At 31.1% G+C, this 18,078-nt stretch carries 13 protein-coding genes, 2 pseudogenes and 1 riboswitch; of the genes and pseudogenes, 4 read left to right on the top strand and 11 right to left on the bottom strand.

Annotation, left to right across the window (positions count from 1 at the left end; translation table 11 throughout):
• Positions 1-149 precede the first annotated feature (149 nt).
• Positions 150-599 (top strand): annotated as a pseudogene (locus tag RCG18_RS15725) (staygreen family protein); the annotation flags it as partial.
• Positions 600-1,470: 871 nt separating this feature from the next.
• On the opposite strand, the gene RCG18_RS15720 reads toward RCG18_RS15725, so the two are convergent.
• The 6 genes from RCG18_RS15720 to RCG18_RS15695 all read right to left on the bottom strand — a co-directional run bounded on the left by RCG18_RS15720 (position 1,471) and on the right by RCG18_RS15695 (position 9,530).
• The gene (locus tag RCG18_RS15720; protein ID WP_308036986.1) at positions 1,471-1,875 is read right to left on the bottom strand and encodes a hypothetical protein; all 405 of its coding nucleotides are present in this window, start codon (positions 1,873-1,875) and stop codon (positions 1,471-1,473) included.
• A 90-nt stretch (positions 1,876-1,965) separates the two neighbouring features.
• Positions 1,966-2,763 (bottom strand): hydroxyethylthiazole kinase, encoded by a 798-nt coding sequence (gene thiM / locus RCG18_RS15715; RefSeq protein ID WP_308042043.1) that lies wholly within the window; start codon positions 2,761-2,763, stop codon positions 1,966-1,968.
• Entirely contained in the window at positions 2,741-3,310 is a 570-nt protein-coding gene (gene thiW, locus RCG18_RS15710; protein ID WP_308036985.1) for an energy coupling factor transporter S component ThiW, read from the bottom strand. Before thiW ends, thiM begins: the two co-directional genes overlap by 23 nt.
• Before the next feature lie 305 nt (positions 3,311-3,615).
• Positions 3,616-3,720, bottom strand: a riboswitch (TPP riboswitch).
• 1,129 nt (positions 3,721-4,849) lie between these two features.
• On the bottom strand, positions 4,850-5,638 hold the full coding sequence (locus tag RCG18_RS15705; protein WP_308036984.1) for a pseudouridine synthase: 789 nt from the start codon (positions 5,636-5,638) through the stop codon (positions 4,850-4,852).
• Positions 5,639-5,666: 28 nt separating this feature from the next.
• On the bottom strand, positions 5,667-8,075 hold the full coding sequence (locus tag RCG18_RS15700) for an EAL domain-containing protein (RefSeq protein WP_308036983.1): 2,409 nt from the start codon (positions 8,073-8,075) through the stop codon (positions 5,667-5,669).
• 438 nt (positions 8,076-8,513) lie between these two features.
• Complete coding sequence (locus tag RCG18_RS15695) at positions 8,514-9,530, bottom strand: hypothetical protein (RefSeq protein ID WP_308036982.1); 1,017 nt, start codon at positions 9,528-9,530, stop codon at positions 8,514-8,516.
• 477 nt (positions 9,531-10,007) lie between these two features.
• Here RCG18_RS15695 and RCG18_RS15690 point away from each other — a divergent pair, with 477 nt between their 5' ends.
• Both RCG18_RS15690 and RCG18_RS15685 read left to right on the top strand, forming a co-directional pair.
• Positions 10,008-10,310 (top strand): hypothetical protein, encoded by a 303-nt coding sequence (locus RCG18_RS15690; RefSeq protein ID WP_308036981.1) that lies wholly within the window; start codon positions 10,008-10,010, stop codon positions 10,308-10,310.
• Between the two features lie 34 nt (positions 10,311-10,344).
• Positions 10,345-10,836, top strand: a complete 492-nt coding sequence (locus RCG18_RS15685) for a GNAT family N-acetyltransferase (RefSeq protein WP_308036980.1) — start codon at positions 10,345-10,347, stop codon at positions 10,834-10,836.
• Between the two features lie 117 nt (positions 10,837-10,953).
• Here RCG18_RS15685 and RCG18_RS15680 read toward each other — a convergent pair.
• Positions 10,954-11,412: pseudogene (locus RCG18_RS15680) on the bottom strand (N-acetyltransferase family protein); the annotation flags it as partial.
• A 313-nt stretch (positions 11,413-11,725) separates the two neighbouring features.
• Between RCG18_RS15680 and RCG18_RS15675 the strand changes: the two are divergent.
• Entirely contained in the window at positions 11,726-12,523 is a 798-nt protein-coding gene (locus RCG18_RS15675; RefSeq protein WP_308036979.1) for a polysaccharide deacetylase family protein, read from the top strand.
• 435 nt (positions 12,524-12,958) lie between these two features.
• Here RCG18_RS15675 and RCG18_RS15670 read toward each other — a convergent pair whose 3' ends face one another.
• From RCG18_RS15670 to RCG18_RS15655, 4 genes are all read right to left on the bottom strand, one after another.
• Complete coding sequence (locus RCG18_RS15670) at positions 12,959-13,633, bottom strand: response regulator (RefSeq protein ID WP_308036978.1); 675 nt, start codon at positions 13,631-13,633, stop codon at positions 12,959-12,961.
• An 89-nt stretch (positions 13,634-13,722) separates the two neighbouring features.
• On the bottom strand, positions 13,723-15,315 hold the full coding sequence (locus tag RCG18_RS15665) for a sensor histidine kinase (RefSeq protein ID WP_308036977.1): 1,593 nt from the start codon (positions 15,313-15,315) through the stop codon (positions 13,723-13,725).
• Positions 15,316-15,697: 382 nt separating this feature from the next.
• A complete protein-coding gene (locus tag RCG18_RS15660; protein ID WP_308036976.1) occupies positions 15,698-16,672 on the bottom strand; it encodes a 2-keto-3-deoxygluconate permease in 975 nt (324 codons plus the stop codon).
• 30 nt (positions 16,673-16,702) lie between these two features.
• Entirely contained in the window at positions 16,703-17,875 is a 1,173-nt protein-coding gene (locus tag RCG18_RS15655; RefSeq protein WP_308036975.1) for an NADP-dependent malic enzyme, read from the bottom strand.
• Positions 17,876-18,078: the final 203 nt, after the last annotated feature.

Genomic DNA, 18,078 nt, shown 5'->3' with positions numbered 1-18,078 from the left:
TACATAATATTCCAAACATATGAATAACGTGAATATAGGGTTTCAAACTAGAAAATTGAACTCTATTTAGAACCAGAAGGATTTGCTAACATAATAACTGTAACCATCATATAATACTCTCATGAGAGATATTTAAAGGAAGGAATTAAATGAGCAAATTAAACCCTGAAAAACTTTCAGTAGAATTTAGAGAAGGGATTACTACTACAGAATCTATTATACCCAGACGCTACACACTTACCCATTCTGATATAACTGCAGAACTTTTCTTAACTATTGGATTAACATATGCCTATGATAAAGTTAACGCTATGAGAGATGAAGTGCTTAGTGAATGGATTAAGGTTGGAGACCAATATCTTTTTTACGTGTATTTATATGTAGATGGACAATTTGGCTCAGGAGCAACAGCTATACGAAATCATATTTTTAGACGCGAACTACCACTCGTCTTAGAAGCTATCCAATATGGCGATAAAAAATTTTTTAGTGCACATCCTGAATTAAACGATGCTCCAATAATAGTCCACTTCATGTCAACAAACCCGCAATTTAATAGAATAGAAAATTGGGGAACTTTTTCACACTATTATATTAGAAGCTCTCGTAGATATCCTCATATAAAATCTTTTCGTCAAAACACATATTTACTTGATATAAAAATCGGCGATGTAACTGGAGATGTTATACCAGATAAGGTATCTCTGTACGGCAGCAAACCAGAAGGCGCTACAGGAGTTTTTACTGACAACATTATTGTTGTAATTGAGGATGGACGTACAAATGAGACAAAAACCATTACTCCTGCATTTAATTCAGGATATAATCCTAGATTATTTCTTGGTGACTTTACAAAGGATAATATAGATGATATAAAAGTAAGCATTGATTCAGGTGGCAGCGGTGGATATGGCTTCTTCTATCTTTATTCATTTAAAAATAATAATCTTCAAGAAATTTTCAACTTTGACAAGTACAATGAAGAATATAAGTATAAAGTAGATTATGCTGATCTCTATAAAGTTGATGTAGGTAATGTTATGCTAAATAAGCTTTTTACATTAGACGTAAGCTATAAAGGCTATGATTATGTATCTCAATATTACGATGAAAAAGGTAAATTAAAGAAACCTGTACAGGGAGAAGTCCTCGCTTTAGGTGCATTAGTTCCAATTGTAAATGATGAAAAAATTAATGCTTATGATTTACTTGCTTTCCAGCGTATTATTGGTATCACTAATAGCGACACTCTTGGTTATATTGAAAACTTGCTCTCTTGGGATGGTCAAAAATTTGTTTCTTCAAGAATGTTTGCATCTATACCTGGTACAAATTTGATTTCTCTGTATTAACTATAACTGCTAAATATGTTCAAATAAAGGCCCTTCAGTGTAGTTAACTACATTGAGGGCCTAAAAGTATAGATATTACTTCATTTTACCATCTAAGTTATAGTAATTTTTTATAATACTAATAGCAAATAAAGTTTTTAATTTCTTTTAAATCCACCCCAAAGTATACCCATCTTCCTCCTATATATCTCCAACCAGAAGCTGATGTTCTTCCTACATATACAAGATATGCCCAGAAGGATTGGCCATTGTTTAGCCATATATATGAAAATCTATATACACAAGGTGCTATTGCTCCAGAATCCACTGCCATCAAACTTACCTCTGGTACATCCGATAGCTGAGGAGTAAAACTAGGTGGCGGTGTTGTTGGTGGACCTTGCTGCTGTCTTTGAAATCCTTCTAACCCTTGCCTGTAAAAATTACTAAATGGACATTGAAACTGATGTTTAGCACTATATGGACAGTAATGTATTATATTAGGGCATGAATCACTTTTATCATTATTTCTATAGTTACTCATTAAGTAACCTCCTTAATTTTTAGTCCCTTTATCATAATATTTCAAATAAAATAAAATGTTACATGCCTTTTATAAAAATATAATCTCTTTTTATTTTAATTTACATCTTATTTTTTTTATTATCATATCATCAGAAATACTAAACATATTATCTATAAGCTCAGTTCTAAAACTTCCAGTGCCCTTAACATGCTGAGAAAGTTCACCACATATCCCCATAAGAGCTATTGCAAGAACAGTGCCCTCCAGTATACTCTTTGATGAAATATAGCTTGCTATAAGCGCGGTAAGCATACATCCTGTCCCTGTTACCATTGAAAGCATTTCACAGCCATTTGTTATTAAATATGTATGAGTACCATTTGTTATTATATCTACCACTCCTGTTACTACAATAACAGAACCTGTTTGCAGCGACAGCGCCTTTAGCACTTCTATATTTTCATCAAAATTTTGCTCTGTTACAACATCACCTGCTCCAACATCAATTCCTTTTGCACTGCTTTTTATACCACAGATTGCTTTTATTTCAGACATATTACCCTTAATAACACTTGGACGACACTCTGAAATAAATTTCTTTGCATAATTTAGGCGAAGCTTACTGCAGCCCACACCTACAAGGTCAATTATTTGTGGAATTTTCTTTTCAAAAGCTGTTTTACCTGAAATCAGCATAGATTCCATTCTGATATCTGTTATATTCCCAAGGTTAACCCCAAGAGATTTAGAAACGGAGGTAATTTCAGCAACTTCTAATGGGTGCTCAGCCATGATGGGCTTTGCACCAACAGCGAGCACCATATTTGCACAATCATTTATTGAAATTGGATTTGTAATACAGTGGATAAGAGGTTTTTTTAATTTAACACTCTGTCTTATTTGCAATAGGTTGTCTATTGTTACTTCTTGGTTTATCATAAACTTCTGCCCCCAAACGTCTCTGAATTTTTGCAAGCATACCTGTTCTGCTTAATGCTCCTAGGAAAACAAATGCAATTGTTCCTCCAATAAGTGTGGCCATAATAAATGACGGAACATAGAATATCCATGTAAGCCCTGTTCTCCCCCAAATAAGTGTCATAACAGGATATGAGACTATAGCTCCTATAATACCAGTTCCTACGACCTCACCTATAACCGCAAAAATCAAATTGCCTTTAGATGCTCTATACAAAATTCCAGATAAAGCGGCTCCAAAAACTGCACCCGTTAAAGCTAGAGGTGGAATTCCCATGAGAGCCATTCTTATCACACCAATTAGTGTAGCACAAAGCAATGAATACCAGGGTCCAAGAATGACAGAACATACGATGTTAATAAAATGTGCCATAGGACACATTCCTTCAACTCGAAGAATCGGTGAAATTACAACTCCCATTGCTACCATCATTGCCAGCATAAGTTTTTTTAATAATTTTGAGTTTCTTTCCATAATAAAAACCTCCTTAATAATATTTATTTCCCAAAATGTCATATAGGAAATAAACACCACAAGCGAGGCATAATTTTAGCATAACCAAATAGCAATTTCCTATATGACATTGATCATATCGGTCGGTCGAAGCTCAAAAGCTTCCTCTCACCTTGAAACACAAGTTCCCTCGCTATTTAGTTGTACTTTGCCATAAAGCGCAGGGCGCTCCCCCTCCGCTCACCAAGAATTACTCCTTGAAGCACAAAAATGGAATATACCGAACAAGGCATATCCCATTTATACTCATAAAAATATACGAAAATAGTATAACTAAAATATTTCCTTACGTCGGCATTATCCGAATCAAGTTATGGGTCGAAGCATACACTTCCTCTCAGCCTGCAGCGCAAGCTCCCCTTTTCAAGAAAATTATATCATATGTTTTGGTTAAGTTCAACATAACCTGTAAATACTGATGATAAAATTCAAATTGAAATTTTCACTAAATTAAGATAGAGGTATAAGAATATGAAATTAGGTCTTATCATTCCAAGCTTTCCCGGTGAAAGACGAGTAGATTTATTGCCTGAACATGTAGATAACTTTAATAACTAACTTATAGTAGAACATAATTTTGGAATGAGTTTAGGCATAAGCGATGAAAAATGAAGCGGTCGGCTGTAAAACCGCATCTCGAGAAGAAATCTTTTTAAATTGTGATGCGATATTTTCTTTAAAACTCATTGGTGAAGAAGACGTTAAAATATTTAGAGACTTAGTAATAAAATAGAATATCTAACAAAACAGAAACCAGATTACCTATAATACTAATTTAGGTGCTCTGGTTTCTATCCTTTTACAAACTTATTTTTCAAATAATAATCACCTTAAACACTTTTCCTAAATGTGACATCTAAATCTTTCAATTCAACTTGATTAATTAACTTTGTAACTCAATCCTCACTATAGTAAGAAAAATTTCTATAATTATTCAGACTTAATTCTTATTGGTTTAAATTTAAAACTTACTGACTATTTTCATACTCTTTCTAACTTGAATTCTTTAAACTAAACTCATTGAACTTAGAATAACTATTGAACATTTAAATAAACAAAGGACATATAACTTTAATCTAAACTAAAAACTAAAATTACTGAGTCAAAATTTTTTCAAAAATAAATTTAATTTGAGTTCTTGACTTAAAAATTAATTTAATCACACATTTGGGTTACCTACTGTTTTGGTGGACTCACCTCTCTTCTTTTATATTTACTTTCAGTTTAAAATTAGCTACTTTAAAAACTAAAAGTATGTTTTTGATTAATATTTTTTAATAACTAATTTAGTTATCTTGATATTATTATAATTCCACGCATCTAAATTGTCAATATATTGTGTATATTTTAAATATTTATTTTTTTCAATCTTCTTGCAATCTATGGTAAGCCACAAAATCATATGCAATAAGTTAGGAATACTAACAATTTTAATAGCGGCCTTAATGCCTGTTATAAAATATCTCAAGCTTGCTAGGTTTGAAATTTATTTATTTTTACTTAGTAATATTCTCCCAATAGATTTTGAATTTCCACTTCTGTTAAGAATCGATACTGACCTTTTTTCAATGATTCATCTAACATTAATCCGCCAATGGCAACCCTCTTTAAATACACCACATAACAGCCTACTGCCTTTAACATACGCTTCACTTGGTGCTTACGACCCTCTGAAATAGTAAGATATCCAGAAACGACGGGCTGATTATAATGGTTTGAATCTATATTGTATAAATTTTCAATAGGCATTTCATGCTTAAACTCTTTATACATTCCACATTTTTTCACTTCTATTTTTGCAGGTTTCGTTAGTATTTCACCTTTTCCGATGTAAATTCCTTGCTCTAATTGCTTCCTATCTTCCTCCTCTAAAGAACCCAACGCCCAAAAAAAATAAGTTTTTTCAACATGCTTTTGTGGGTACATTAATTGATGTTCAAATTCACCATCGTTGGTAAGTAACAATAATCCTTCTGTATCTTTGTCTAATCTTCCAACATGAAATACTCCATTCATGTTAACATTATCAAAAAAATCAAATACTGTTTTATTAACTGTATCCTTTCTTGCAGTAATGCAGCCAGCAGGTTTATTAAACATATAATATACTTTTCCAGTATAAGCAACTACTTTACCAAGATACTCAATAACATCAGAACTCTCTTTAATTTCTATTGCAGGTTCTGTTATCACATCTCCATTTACTTTCACCATACCTTCTTTGATATAAGTCCTAACCATTTTCCTTCTTCCAATGGATGACTCTGCTAAAAATTTATCTAATCTCATATTTTATTACTTCTCTTTCTTTGAAAAATCAATGAATCTTGTCTAAAAAATTATCATGATATATTTTTTCTGCTTCCTCAATCTCTAATGGTTTGCTAAAAAGATATCCCTGGATATAGTTGCAACTAGCTACCTTTAGAGATCTATATTGTGATACTTCCTCTATACCTTCTGCTACTACTTCTAGATTTAAGCTGTGGGCAAGAGAAACTAAACTGTACATTACCTTTATATTTTCTAATTCCAAAAATTTATCGTTTAAGGACTTGTCTAACTTTATTTTATCTACTGGTAAAAAGGTTAAATAACTGAGTGAGGAATAGCCTGTACCAAAATCATCTAGCGCAATTTTTACTCCTAATGCCTTTAATTGATTAACAAATACTATAGTTTCTTCTTTTTTTTCTAAAAATATGCTTTCCGTAATTTCTATATCTATATACTTAGCTTCTACATTTGCCTCTTTTAATGTATTTTCTAGAAACTCTATATAATTTAAGTCATTTAATTGTTTTGCAGAAAAATTAATAGCAATAGGCTTTATATCAAAACCCTTCTTTTTCCACATGCTTATTTGGTTGATTGCCTCTTTCGTTACCCATCTTCCAAGTTCTATAATCATCCCCATTTCTTCTGCTACTGGTATAAACTGCCCTGGGGATATAGAACTATTTTTTAGTCTTAAAAGAGCTTCGAAGCCAACAACTTTTCCTGTAAATGTACATACTTGTGGCTGATATAATAGTTTCAATTCATCTTTTTTTATAGCCTCTCTTAAAATTCTTTCTACTTTAAGCTTTTCCCGTAATTTTTCTGTCATTGTTTCATTAAAAAACATATAGCTATTTTTCCCTGCATTCTTTACCTTATACATAGCCATATCCGCATTCATAAGCAATTGAATAACTTCATGGCTATCAAAAGGATATAGAGTAATCCCCATACTACAGCTTATATAGATTTCCTCCTCTTCAATTATTAGCTTATTTTTAAATATATTTGTTATTCGTTTAGCATAATTTTCAATTTCAGCAGCATCCTTTTCGCCTTCGATTAAAACAAAAAATTCATCTCCACCAAATCTTGATACAAACATTCTTTCATCTTTGATATTTTCAAGCTCCTCTGCCACTTTTTTTAATACTTTATCGCCATAGCTATGACCTAGAGTATCATTAATCCCTTTAAAGTTATCAAGATCTAGCAGCATTACCACACCAGACTTATTTTCACTTATTTCTTCTTCTAATTTTTTTATAAACTTTCTTCGATTCGGTAGATCTGTTAAAAAATCATGATAAGCAATGTATTCTAATTTTTCCTTTAAATCTTCTAGTTTTTCTGTATAGTTTTGTATTTCATCATATTGAGCTCTCAGCTCTTCATCTGATGCTGCTAACTGTTGATAGGTTGCTGATATTTCTTCGTTTGATGCTTCTAATTCTTGCTGATGTTCTTTTATTTGAAAAAAATAGTCCTCTGTCTTGTCTAATATATTGTTTATGGAAGAAGCTACTCCTAAAAAAGTATCACCTTCTACTAAAGATAATCTATATTTTATATTTTTTTCTATATCAACTTGGTTAATGCATTGATTTAATTGGTTTACTGGCTTAATAATATTTTTATTTTTCACCCATAAAAGCATTAAAACCATTATAATTGCTATAATAGATGACCTTATAAAAAGCATATAAATGGAATAATAAACCTTTCCCGTAGAAAGGCTTAGTACAAGAACGTTATTGATTTCTCCATTCTGAGTCACAGGAAAATATATTGTCAATACTTTTGTATCTGCTTTCGTGTAATATGAATCTTTCGTAGATATATTCCCTTTTAGCGCCTCTTGCATTTCTTGCTCTTTATCCTTGTCATATACAATGCCTACATCTTTTATATTAGAGTCTGCAATAGTTTTAAAATTTTTGTCAACCAAAAGTACATGAACGATATTTTCTTCTTGCGCTAATTTTTCTACTAAAGTTTGATAGTTAAATTTACGTGTGAGTTTTTCGACTTCATTAGCTCTTATACCTATTTGAATAAAGCTACCATCAGCATTTCTTAAGTATCCATATTTATTATAATTATCTGATTCTGTATCCTTTCTTATTCCTTCCATCAATTCATTTTTTCTACTTATTCTAAAGTTTTCTACAGGATGACCTTTTAATGCCGTCCAGCCCAAATAGGCATCAATATTTGAATAAATAATCGTTCCTTCTGGGGAATACCAGTATATTTCGTCTACACCTAGATCCTTTGCGATTTTTTTCAATAGATCATTACTTAAATTTTTTTGATCTATCATTACATCTTTTCCAACTATTCTAATTTTTTCTTCTATCATTTTATTAACCATTTCTAATGAAACAGTATTTTCTTCTACCTGTAGAATAGCTTGTCTAGCAAGGTTTACTCCATTTTGTTTCATCTGCGTTAACAGCAAATTTTTACTTGTGTAATAACTAATTGTACTTATTGCAAGGATAGCGAGCAATCCGATGAACAATGGCATATAAATTAATTTATATTTGTTTACTTATAGTATTTTTAATTTGATATTTTGAATTATTCATAGCTTCTCCTTCCTTGTTTTCTATTTTTTATGTGCTTTCATTTGCTTCATTATTCACTCATTCTACATAGTTTTCCATAATTTTATTTTATTCCTTATTGAAAATCAATTCAATAATTTTTATTAAATAGAGATACTATTAAAGTTTTTCAAGTATATACAAATGTTATAAAAATAGAAAAGTTTACATTGAAATAAGCGAAATATTAGGAATAATAATGAATGGATAATCAAAATAAACTCAAAAGAGGACCTATTAATAAGTCCTCTTTTGAGTTTATTACTTATATTAATTTATTTTCCACCGTCTTTATGACCTAAACTTCCATTCCAGTTTTGCATCTTAGTTTTTAAGTTAGCTTTCATTGTATTAGCTTTATCTTGTGTAAGCTTACCCTTGCTAACCATCTGATCTATATTTTGTGATTGAGCATCAATAATCATAGATTTAAGTTGATCTGCAGTAACACCTTTTTCACTAGCTAGATCAAATGCTGTTTTTCCAGCCTTTGCAGCATCTTGTATTTGTGTTTTTGTAAATCCTAATTTACTTTCTAATATTGAATATGTTGGGTTAGAACCTTCTTTTTTATGTTCTGCCTGTTTTAAACTTCCATTCCAGTTTTGCATCTTAGTTTTTAAATTAGCTTTCATAGTATTAGCTTTATCTTGTGTAAGCTTACCCTTGCTAACCATTTGATCTATATTTTGTGACTGAGCATCAATAATCATAGATTTAAGCTGATCTGCAGTAACACCTTTTTCGCTAGCTAGATCAAATGCTGTCTTTCCAGCTTTTGCAGCATCTTGTATTTGTGTTTTTGTAAATCCTAATTTACTTTCTAATATTGAATATGTTGGGTTAGAACCTTCTTTTTTATGTTCTGCCTGTTTTAAACTTCCATTCCAGTTTTGCATCTTAGTTTTTAAATTAGCTTTCATAGTATTAGCTTTATCTTGTGTAAGCTTACCCTTGCTAACCATTTGATCTATATTTTGTGACTGAGCATCAATAATCATAGATTTAAGCTGATCTGCAGTAACACCTTTTTCACTAGCTAAATCAAATGCTGTCTTTCCAGCTTTTGCAGCATCTTGTATTTGTGCCTTTGTAAATCCTAATTTACTTTCTAATATTGAGTAGATTGGATTAGCATTATCTTTTTTATTCTTTACCTTATGTTCTATCTTAGTTGAATTATTAGCTGCTGCATTATTGGATAGTGCCGCCGCATGAACTGTAACAAATCCTGAACCTAATGATACTACAAGAGCTAAAGCTGCCATTACTTTTAAATTTCTTTTTACCATTTTAACGACCTCCAAAATTTAAATTGAATTTTAATGTTTGATGGAATTTAATAATTAATATATATATATCATAGCCATGGTTTGTGACAGCTTGGTGACAACTTTATAGATACATTGTTAATATATTGTAAATAGCCAAGTTATATGTAAAAAATTAAAGTTACCCCAAAAGCTGCTGGACAAAATTTAATTCAGTAGCTTGAGGATTAAACAATAAGCTGCTGTTTTATTCTATTATATTGTGTTACTAAAGGAGCCTGTTAATTAGAATCACCTCTTTGAATATTCTTTAATGTTAAGACGAGAGCATCTACATATTTTTCAACATCAGCATCAGTGGATTTATCGTTTCCAATTCGAAAACAAGCCTTTTCACCACATTTTGTAATATGCTATAATAAGTAATAATAAAACATTTCTTCGTAATACTGCAACTATATGGCAGTTAGAATTATATTTAAAGAGGGGATAGAAGTTATGAAGCAAATTACATTAGATGAGGTTTTTAAAACACTAGATAAGATGAAAAATTCCAATTTGGTAGCCATAGTGAATGCATATGAGCTTGACACAGTTTACTGTATTGATCAGTTTGACTATGAGTTGTTCGATGAGCCTCATGGAAGAATACTTAGACTAATAAGTAAAAATGGTGAAAGAAATTACTATGACTTTCATGGAATTTATATTAGTTTAAAAGATATTGATAAAATTTCGATTACAGCAGATACAATTTATATATACTTACAGAATCAACTAGTAAAACTAAAGTTTAAATAAACCATAAATATACAAATGGGGAGTAAAGAAAGTAATGAATGAAAAAGTATATCTAGAAAAATTTACCGTTGAAGATTTTGATAAATATTATAAATTAGTTAGCGACGAAAAGGTAATGGCAATGATTACTGAGCGAGCAATTCCTTTAGATGAAGCTAGAGGAAATTATAATTTGCTTTTGAGTAACAATGAATTACAAAAGTCTTTTGGCAGTTTCAAAGTAATGGAATTAAAAACTAATAATTTTATTGGTTTAGCTAAATTGAAAATTGAAGAGATGAATGCTAAAGAGGCAGAGCTTGGGTATATGTTATTGCCTGAGTATTGGGGTAAAGGGATTGGTAATGAAGTTGCTCGACTTCTGGTTAAAAAGGCAAAAGAAGAAAAACAACTAAACAGAATTACTGCGATTATAGACCCTAACAATATTCCTTCTCGAAAAATTTTAATTAATAATGGATTTGTTTCAGACAAAGTGTGTGAAATAGATGGTTTACCAGGAGAAATATTAAGCATGAAAATATAAAAAACAGCACTACTATAATGATTTTTTTAATATAAAAAACCATGCTAAATAAGAGAATTAGCATGGTTTTTTCGAGCAAATTCAACAGCCAAATAGCTTTTATATAATATTGCAATATCATTTATCTAATAACCTTCCCATTATAACTGTATTATAATAGTTTCCTTCTTTATGAATACGATCCTTTATTAATAATCCTTCTTCTGCAAATCCATATCTTTTATATAATTGAATCGCTTTTGTATTTGTCTGTACCACAGTTAATGAGATTTTTTCAATTCCTACAGCATCTGCCCACATCAAAATATTTTCTAACATTGCTTTACCAATTCCATGACCCCAATATTCCTTCGATATACATATCCCAAATTCTGCTTTATGTATAAATCTACTTAGTTTACTTCCTTCACAACGAGTAAAACCAACGATTTTACCTTCAACTTCTGCAACTAAAAACAAAGTTTTTTCCGCTATTGAATCTTCATAAATGCGTTTTTCAAAATCCTCTGCCGTTAATGGATCTTCACCAGATTCTCTATCAAGATTTTCTGTTTCTCCATCAATTTTAACCCTTATAAAAAAATAAGCTGGTAATATAACACCAGCTTTTTAAACTAAAAAATACATTTGCCATGAATAATAGCACTTTATTATTAAGGTAAGATCAACGGTACAAAAATAGTTTAAACAAATAATAAACTTTTATGTATTCATAAAAAAAAGATTAAGCCTCTTGACGATAGTCTCAAATCTTGAAGGGAAAAATATATTTCCCAATATTATCTTAAAGATCTTAAGTTGAATAAATTACTATAATTATTTATTAATTATAGGTTATCATATAATTTAGATAAGGTTTAATATTTTAAACAAAAGAAGGTGTTTCATCATGAAAAGATTCGCCAAGTATCCATATATTGTATTTATAATTACATTATTATTTATGTGTGTAAATACCAGAACTAGTGTATATGGAGATGAACTAAATATGTTTAATAATAGCTTCAAAAATCAATATAGGGCAGAGTATCCTAAAGAGGTGTTTTTAACTTTTGATGATGGTCCTAGTATAAATAACACAAGAAAAATATTAAAGATATTAAATGATAACAACATAAAGGCTACTTTTTTTGTAGTAGGAATAAAGTGTGAAGAAAATCCCACCATATTAAAAGAGTTAAGTGATAATGGTATGAGCATTGGTGTACATACTTATTCACATAACTATAAAAAAATATATGTAAGCCTAAAATCCTACATGGATGATTATGAAGCATGTAAAAATACAATACAAAAAATAACTAATAAAGAGCCTATAAATTATATTAGGTTTCCAGGTGGATCTAATAATCCTATGGCAAGAAAAACAACCTTAGATTCAATAAAAAAAACTTTAAATGATAAGGGAATAAAGTATGTAGATTGGAATGTTTGCTCAGGTGATGCAGATGCTCACGAAGTACCTGTTGGAAAAATAAAAAGAAATGTCAAAAATCAATGCCAAAACAAAAAGATTGCAGTAATACTTATGCATGATACTTATTACAAACATTTTACAGTGGAATCACTACCTGAAATAATAACATATTTAAAAAATGAGGGATTTGTTTTTAGAACTCTTGGTGACTTAAGTGAAGCAGAAGAGAAAGAAATGATGAATATTGAAATAATAAACAAAAAACAATAGACATTAAATTAGCCAGGGCCTATTATAAAAATCATATTAAAAAATAGCTGGCAATGAGCCAGCTATAAGCTTAGTAAAGGATTTATCCCGATATAGGAATACATAGTGAATTATAACCACTTTAATGAATATTAAGCAACATTATATAAAATCTGTAATAATTATTCTATAACTGTATAAACTATAAATATATAAATAACCCCACTATTCTACATTAGAATTTTATTATAGCAATAAACAGTCCTACATTCTTTTGACTAAGAGCGTAGGACTAGTTATTTTTTTTATTTTGTGAGAATAATTCCACCACATTGGTAGAACTCTCTCCCTAATTTAATTATAACATATGCATAATAGAGAATGTTTAGGTTTTTAAGGCCGAAAATTCACTTACACTCTGGCGTATAAGTTAACTTTCGTCCTAATCCCTCTATACTAAATTTTGTGATATTTATGCTGTGGTCTACCCACTTTACCGTATTCCACCAATTTACCTATTTTATTTTCTTTCTCCATATATTCAAGATATCTTCTAACTGTCACTCTTGCTATCCCTAATCTTTCTGCTAGATCCTCTGCTGTAAAATCCTCATAATTACCTTTTTCTATTTCATTCCATATAGCTCTATAGGTATATTTATTAAGTCCCTTAGCAAAATCATCTTCATTCTGAGAAACATTGGAACTGGATATTAGCTTATCTAAATCCTTTTGTTCAATTACCTCATTCTTTTTAAATTGATAATACCTATCCTTAAATTGAGTAAGTGATTCTTTAAACCTTTCAAAACTAAAAGGCTTTATAAGATAATCTACAACTCCATATCTAAAAGCTTCCTGTACTCTTTCAATAGTTTTATCTGCTGTAATTAAAATAATATCTATATCTATCTCTTGTCCTCTTATCCACTTCAAGAAATCAATCCCGTTTTCTTTAGGAAGATACACATCAAGTAATATTAAATCTGGCTTTTTAATGGATATAATTTTTTTTGCATCATCAAGATTAGAAACTGCTTTATATAAAGCAAACCCTTCTACCCTTTCTAAAAACTTAGAATTTATTTCCCTAACCATAGGATCATCTTCAACAATCATTACTTTAATCAAGCTTTTTCCTCCTTTGTCGAAATACTGGGTAACTTAAGACGCTCGTTCCCGCTCACAAGTTATCCGTAAAAGCCCATTTAGGGCTTTTACTACCTTGTCATTGGTATAGTTATATCCCAATGAACACCGTTATCCACATCAAACTTTATTATACCGTTAGACTCATCGATTATTTTCTTTACTATATACATTCCATGTCCACGTTGCCCATCCTTTGTTGAAAAACCTTGCTCGTATATTTTTTCTCTGTATTCTACTGGAATTCCACCACCATTATCTTTAACTATTATATTTAAAAAATTCTCATCTTCAATTATTTTTATATATATTAATCCAGTCCCATCATTTTTAACTTCGTCTAAAGAATTTTCTATTAAATTGCCTAAAACTGATACAATTTCTTCAGAAGTCATATTCTCTGGTAACTTTGTTAGTTTTGAATTTTCATCTATTTTTAACTTAACTCTACACTCCTCGGCTTTGTTATACTTTGACAGTAACAAAGCTGATACAGAAGAGTCCTTTATATTCTCTGTTAAAATATTGCTTATATTACTTCTTACTTTTGCCACATCTGATATAAACTGTAGAACCTCCTCATACTCTTCCAGCTGTATAAGCCCCGAAATAGTATGAAGCTTATTCATAAATTCATGATTTTGAGCTCTTAAGGACCAGGCCATTTTTTTAGCACCTGTGAGCTCTTCTGCCATTCTGGTCACCTCTGTTTTATCTCTAAAGCTAGCAATAGCTCCTACAACCTTCCCTCTATTCATTATAGGAATTCTATTAGTCATTATTATGGTATTATTTATTCTCTGCTCTTTTTCAAATTCAGATTCCCCTGTTTCTAATACATTAACCATACGGGTATTTGGAATAACCTCTTCTATGTTCTTTCCTATAATATCCTTCTTATTAACTTTATTTTCAAGGTGTAATATATTTAAGGCTGAATCATTTATAAGAGTAATTCTACCTCTATGATCAACAGCTATTAACCCTTCATGAATAGCATAAAGAATTCCCATCTTTTCATTATAAAGCTTTGTTATTTCCTCAGGCTCAAGTCCCAGTAAAGTGTTCTTTATGTTATTGGCCAATAAAAATGCCCCTATTATACCTACCATGAGTCCACCAAAACCAATTAAAATTATATATAAAATAGCTGTATGCTTAGCTGCTTCAATGCTGTGTGTAAGTGTACCTACAGAAACAAAACCTATCTCTTTCTTATTTTCTGCATCATATATTGGAGTAAAAGCTCTTAAGGATTTTCCGAGAGTTCCTGTAGCCTCAGATATATATGTTTCTCCCTTTTGAAGTACTCTATATTCATCTCCTCCCATAAACCTTTTCCCTATCATTTCAGGATTTGGATGAGAATATCTAATTTCCTCCATGTCCGCTACAATTATATATTCAACCTGTTCTAAATTTTTAAGCTGCATATTAACATAAGGTCCAATCTTTCGATTTGGGTCCTTAACCGCTAGTGCATCTACCATCTCTCTAGAATGTGCTACCATCTCAGCCACATTCATAATATTAGTTCTAGCCTTGCTTTCAATATTTTCAGTCGTCCATGAGGCAACAAAAAAAATTATTATAGATATAGAAATAAACACTACTGTGATAATCAATAAGGTAAGCTTTGTTTGCAGCTTCATTGCTTTTTTCACATTTATCACCTCAACTTTATTATAAGTGATCATCTCAAAATCAGCACTCTGTGTAAGCGATCATCTCAAAATCATAGATTTTGGATGCCTGCTTAAGATTTGGGATATCTACTTAAGATTTTGGCTCTCTGCTTAAAAGCTTAAAAAAACACGGAATCATAGAAGACCATGAATATAGATAGAAGGATTAATATAGGAATAGATACTTCAATCCTATTATATAGCACTTCTTTCATTATTGTCTTCTATTCTCCGTGTTTAATTTAACATCTATCTAATATATCTTATTTAACCTTGCCCATAGACTAAATTTAGTATTCATGAGCTTGCTTTACTTTATTTATCTCATGACTACTCGGTGTAAAATTTTAATAATCATTTTTTATGATGCAACAGCTTCATTATTTAATTTTTTTGCTTTATTCCTACTAAGCCATTTAAATGTATAAGTAACAATAAACGGACAAAGGATAGCAGATACTACACATGCTGCTGCAACTTGTGCAGTAGCTACTGTTGCTACAACAGCTAGTGTTGGGTCTGCTGCTGCAACAGCAACTGGCGTCGCTACAGCATTTCCTGCAGTTGACCCTGTTGCCAGGCCAATTATAGGCTCTTCTTTAAATAATTTCAGAAGTATAAAAGCTCCTATTCCAGTGAACGCAGCTATTACTCCTAATAATATACCAGGACCTCCAGCCTTTACAATAGTTTCAAGGTTCATTCCTGCACCTAATGGGAATGAGAAGAATGGGATTAATAACATTTTACTGCTTCCAAGGAATTTTCTCATATCAGGGTCAACATTTCCTAAAATCATTCCTATTACTATTGGAATCATTACTGCTACAAGTGCCTTAAAAGGAACTTGAGCAAGTCCTGATGCACCTAACGCAACTAATGTAAAGAACGGACCATCTTTTAAAGACAATAAAGCATAAGCACCTACATCCGTTTCATCACCATATTGAGAAGCAAGTGATGCATATAATCCGCCATTACAATTTGTTAATGCTGAAAGGATAGCTAATGGTGATAAACCTAGTACTCCAGCAGGACCAAAAACTTTTCCTACAAATATACCAATACCAGCACCTACTAAAAATTTTCCGGATATTAATATTGCACCTTTTTTTATTGCCTTTGGTGCTAATTTGAAATTGATTTGTGAACCAATTAAAAACATAAAACAAGCCAAAATTGTTGATGATGCACTTGAACTGAATAATGCCGTTGTAAATCCACCAATTTTTAGAAACTGTGGACAAAATGTATTAACTAATACCCCTAAGAAAAGTGGAACAACCATCATACCACCTGGGATTTTATCGAGTGTTTTCTTAATTGGAATTTGCATTTTTATTCCTCCATTATTTTTAAATAGTTTTTATAATCTTGCTACACCAGTTGCTCTAGCTGCTTTCATAATTTCTTCTGCTACATTTGCAGCTACCTCTTTATCTAATGCACTTGGTATTACGTTATCCTCATTTAGATCTTCATCACTAATGCTATTTGCTATAGCATTAGCTGCTGCTATTTTCATTTCTTCATTAATTTCTTTTGCTCTAACATCTAACGCTCCTCTAAATATTCCTGGGAATGCTAACACGTTATTAACTTGATTTGGAAAATCTGAACGTCCTGTACCTATTACTCTTGCCCCTGCTGCTTTTGCATCATCTGGCATTATTTCTGGGGTTGGGTTTGCCATAGCGAATAATATAGAATCCTTATTCATTGCTTTTACCATAGCTTGGCTTACTATTCCTGGTGCTGAAACTCCTATAAATACATCTGCACCTACTAATGCATCAGCTAAGGTTCCTTTAATGTTATCTGGATTAGTTACCTTTGCAAGTTCCTTCTTAGCGTCATCTACATTTTCTATTCCTCTGTAAAGAATACCAACCTTATCACATGCAATTAGATTCTTTACTCCTGAAGAAAGTAATAGTATAGCTATAGCAGTCCCTGCAGCTCCTGCACCATTTATAACAACTTTTATATCTTCTATTTTTTTATTAACCACTTTTAAAGCATTTATTACTCCTGCAAGAACAACTATTGCAGTTCCGTGTTGGTCATCGTGGAATACAGGTATATCAAGTTCTTTCTTTAATCTTTCTTCAATTTCAAAGCATCTTGGAGCTCCAATATCTTCTAGATTAATTCCGCCAAACCCTGGCGCTATAAGCTTTACAGTTTTCACTATCTCGTCCACATTTTTTGTATCTAGGCATATTGGAAAGGCATCAACATTTGCAAACTCTTTAAATAAGATTGCTTTACCTTCCATAACTGGTAGTCCAGCCTTAGGTCCTATATCTCCGAGTCCCAATACTGCTGTTCCATCTGTAACTACTGCAACTATATTTCCTTTTGAAGTATACTTGTACACGTTTTCTTCATTCTCATGAATCTTTCTGCATGGCTCTGCAACTCCAGGAGTATAAGCTAAACTTAAATCATCTCTTGTTGCAACTCCTATCTTTGATTTTATCTCTATTTTTCCTATATTTTGTTCATGCAATTTTAAGCTTTCTTCAAAATAATTCATTCTTTATATCTTCCTTTCAATATTCTATATTAATTTGTGTAATCGTTTGTTTTGCTATGTGTAAATGATAACATCAACCTCTGAGTATTAAAATATTTTGAACTTTAAAAACATATTATGGTCATAAAGAATACTTTGTTATATTTTTAACTCCTCCTTCTCCATAAATTTAGCTCGTTCTCATGGTGGGAGCTTATTATTTA

The organism is Clostridium sp. OS1-26 (assembly GCF_030915445.1).
In the GTDB taxonomy this organism is placed as follows: domain Bacteria; phylum Bacillota; class Clostridia; order Clostridiales; family Clostridiaceae; genus Clostridium_AM.
This window is presented reverse-complemented; position numbering and strand designations above follow the sequence as displayed.

Coding starts and splice junctions, on each gene's coding strand:
- RCG18_RS15720 (WP_308036986.1), bottom strand. CDS start 1,875: ATGAGTAACTATAGAAATAATGATAAAAGTGATTCATGCCCTAATATA.
- thiW (WP_308036985.1), bottom strand. CDS start 3,310: ATGGAAAGAAACTCAAAATTATTAAAAAAACTTATGCTGGCAATGATG.
- RCG18_RS15705 (WP_308036984.1), bottom strand. CDS start 5,638: ATGAGATTAGATAAATTTTTAGCAGAGTCATCCATTGGAAGAAGGAAA.
- RCG18_RS15700 (WP_308036983.1), bottom strand. CDS start 8,075: ATGAAACAAAATGGAGTAAACCTTGCTAGACAAGCTATTCTACAGGTA.
- RCG18_RS15695 (WP_308036982.1), bottom strand. CDS start 9,530: ATGGTAAAAAGAAATTTAAAAGTAATGGCAGCTTTAGCTCTTGTAGTA.
- RCG18_RS15690 (WP_308036981.1), top strand. CDS start 10,008: ATGAAGCAAATTACATTAGATGAGGTTTTTAAAACACTAGATAAGATG.
- RCG18_RS15685 (WP_308036980.1), top strand. CDS start 10,345: ATGAATGAAAAAGTATATCTAGAAAAATTTACCGTTGAAGATTTTGAT.
- RCG18_RS15675 (WP_308036979.1), top strand. CDS start 11,726: ATGAAAAGATTCGCCAAGTATCCATATATTGTATTTATAATTACATTA.
- RCG18_RS15660 (WP_308036976.1), bottom strand. CDS start 16,672: ATGCAAATTCCAATTAAGAAAACACTCGATAAAATCCCAGGTGGTATG.
- RCG18_RS15655 (WP_308036975.1), bottom strand. CDS start 17,875: ATGAATTATTTTGAAGAAAGCTTAAAATTGCATGAACAAAATATAGGA.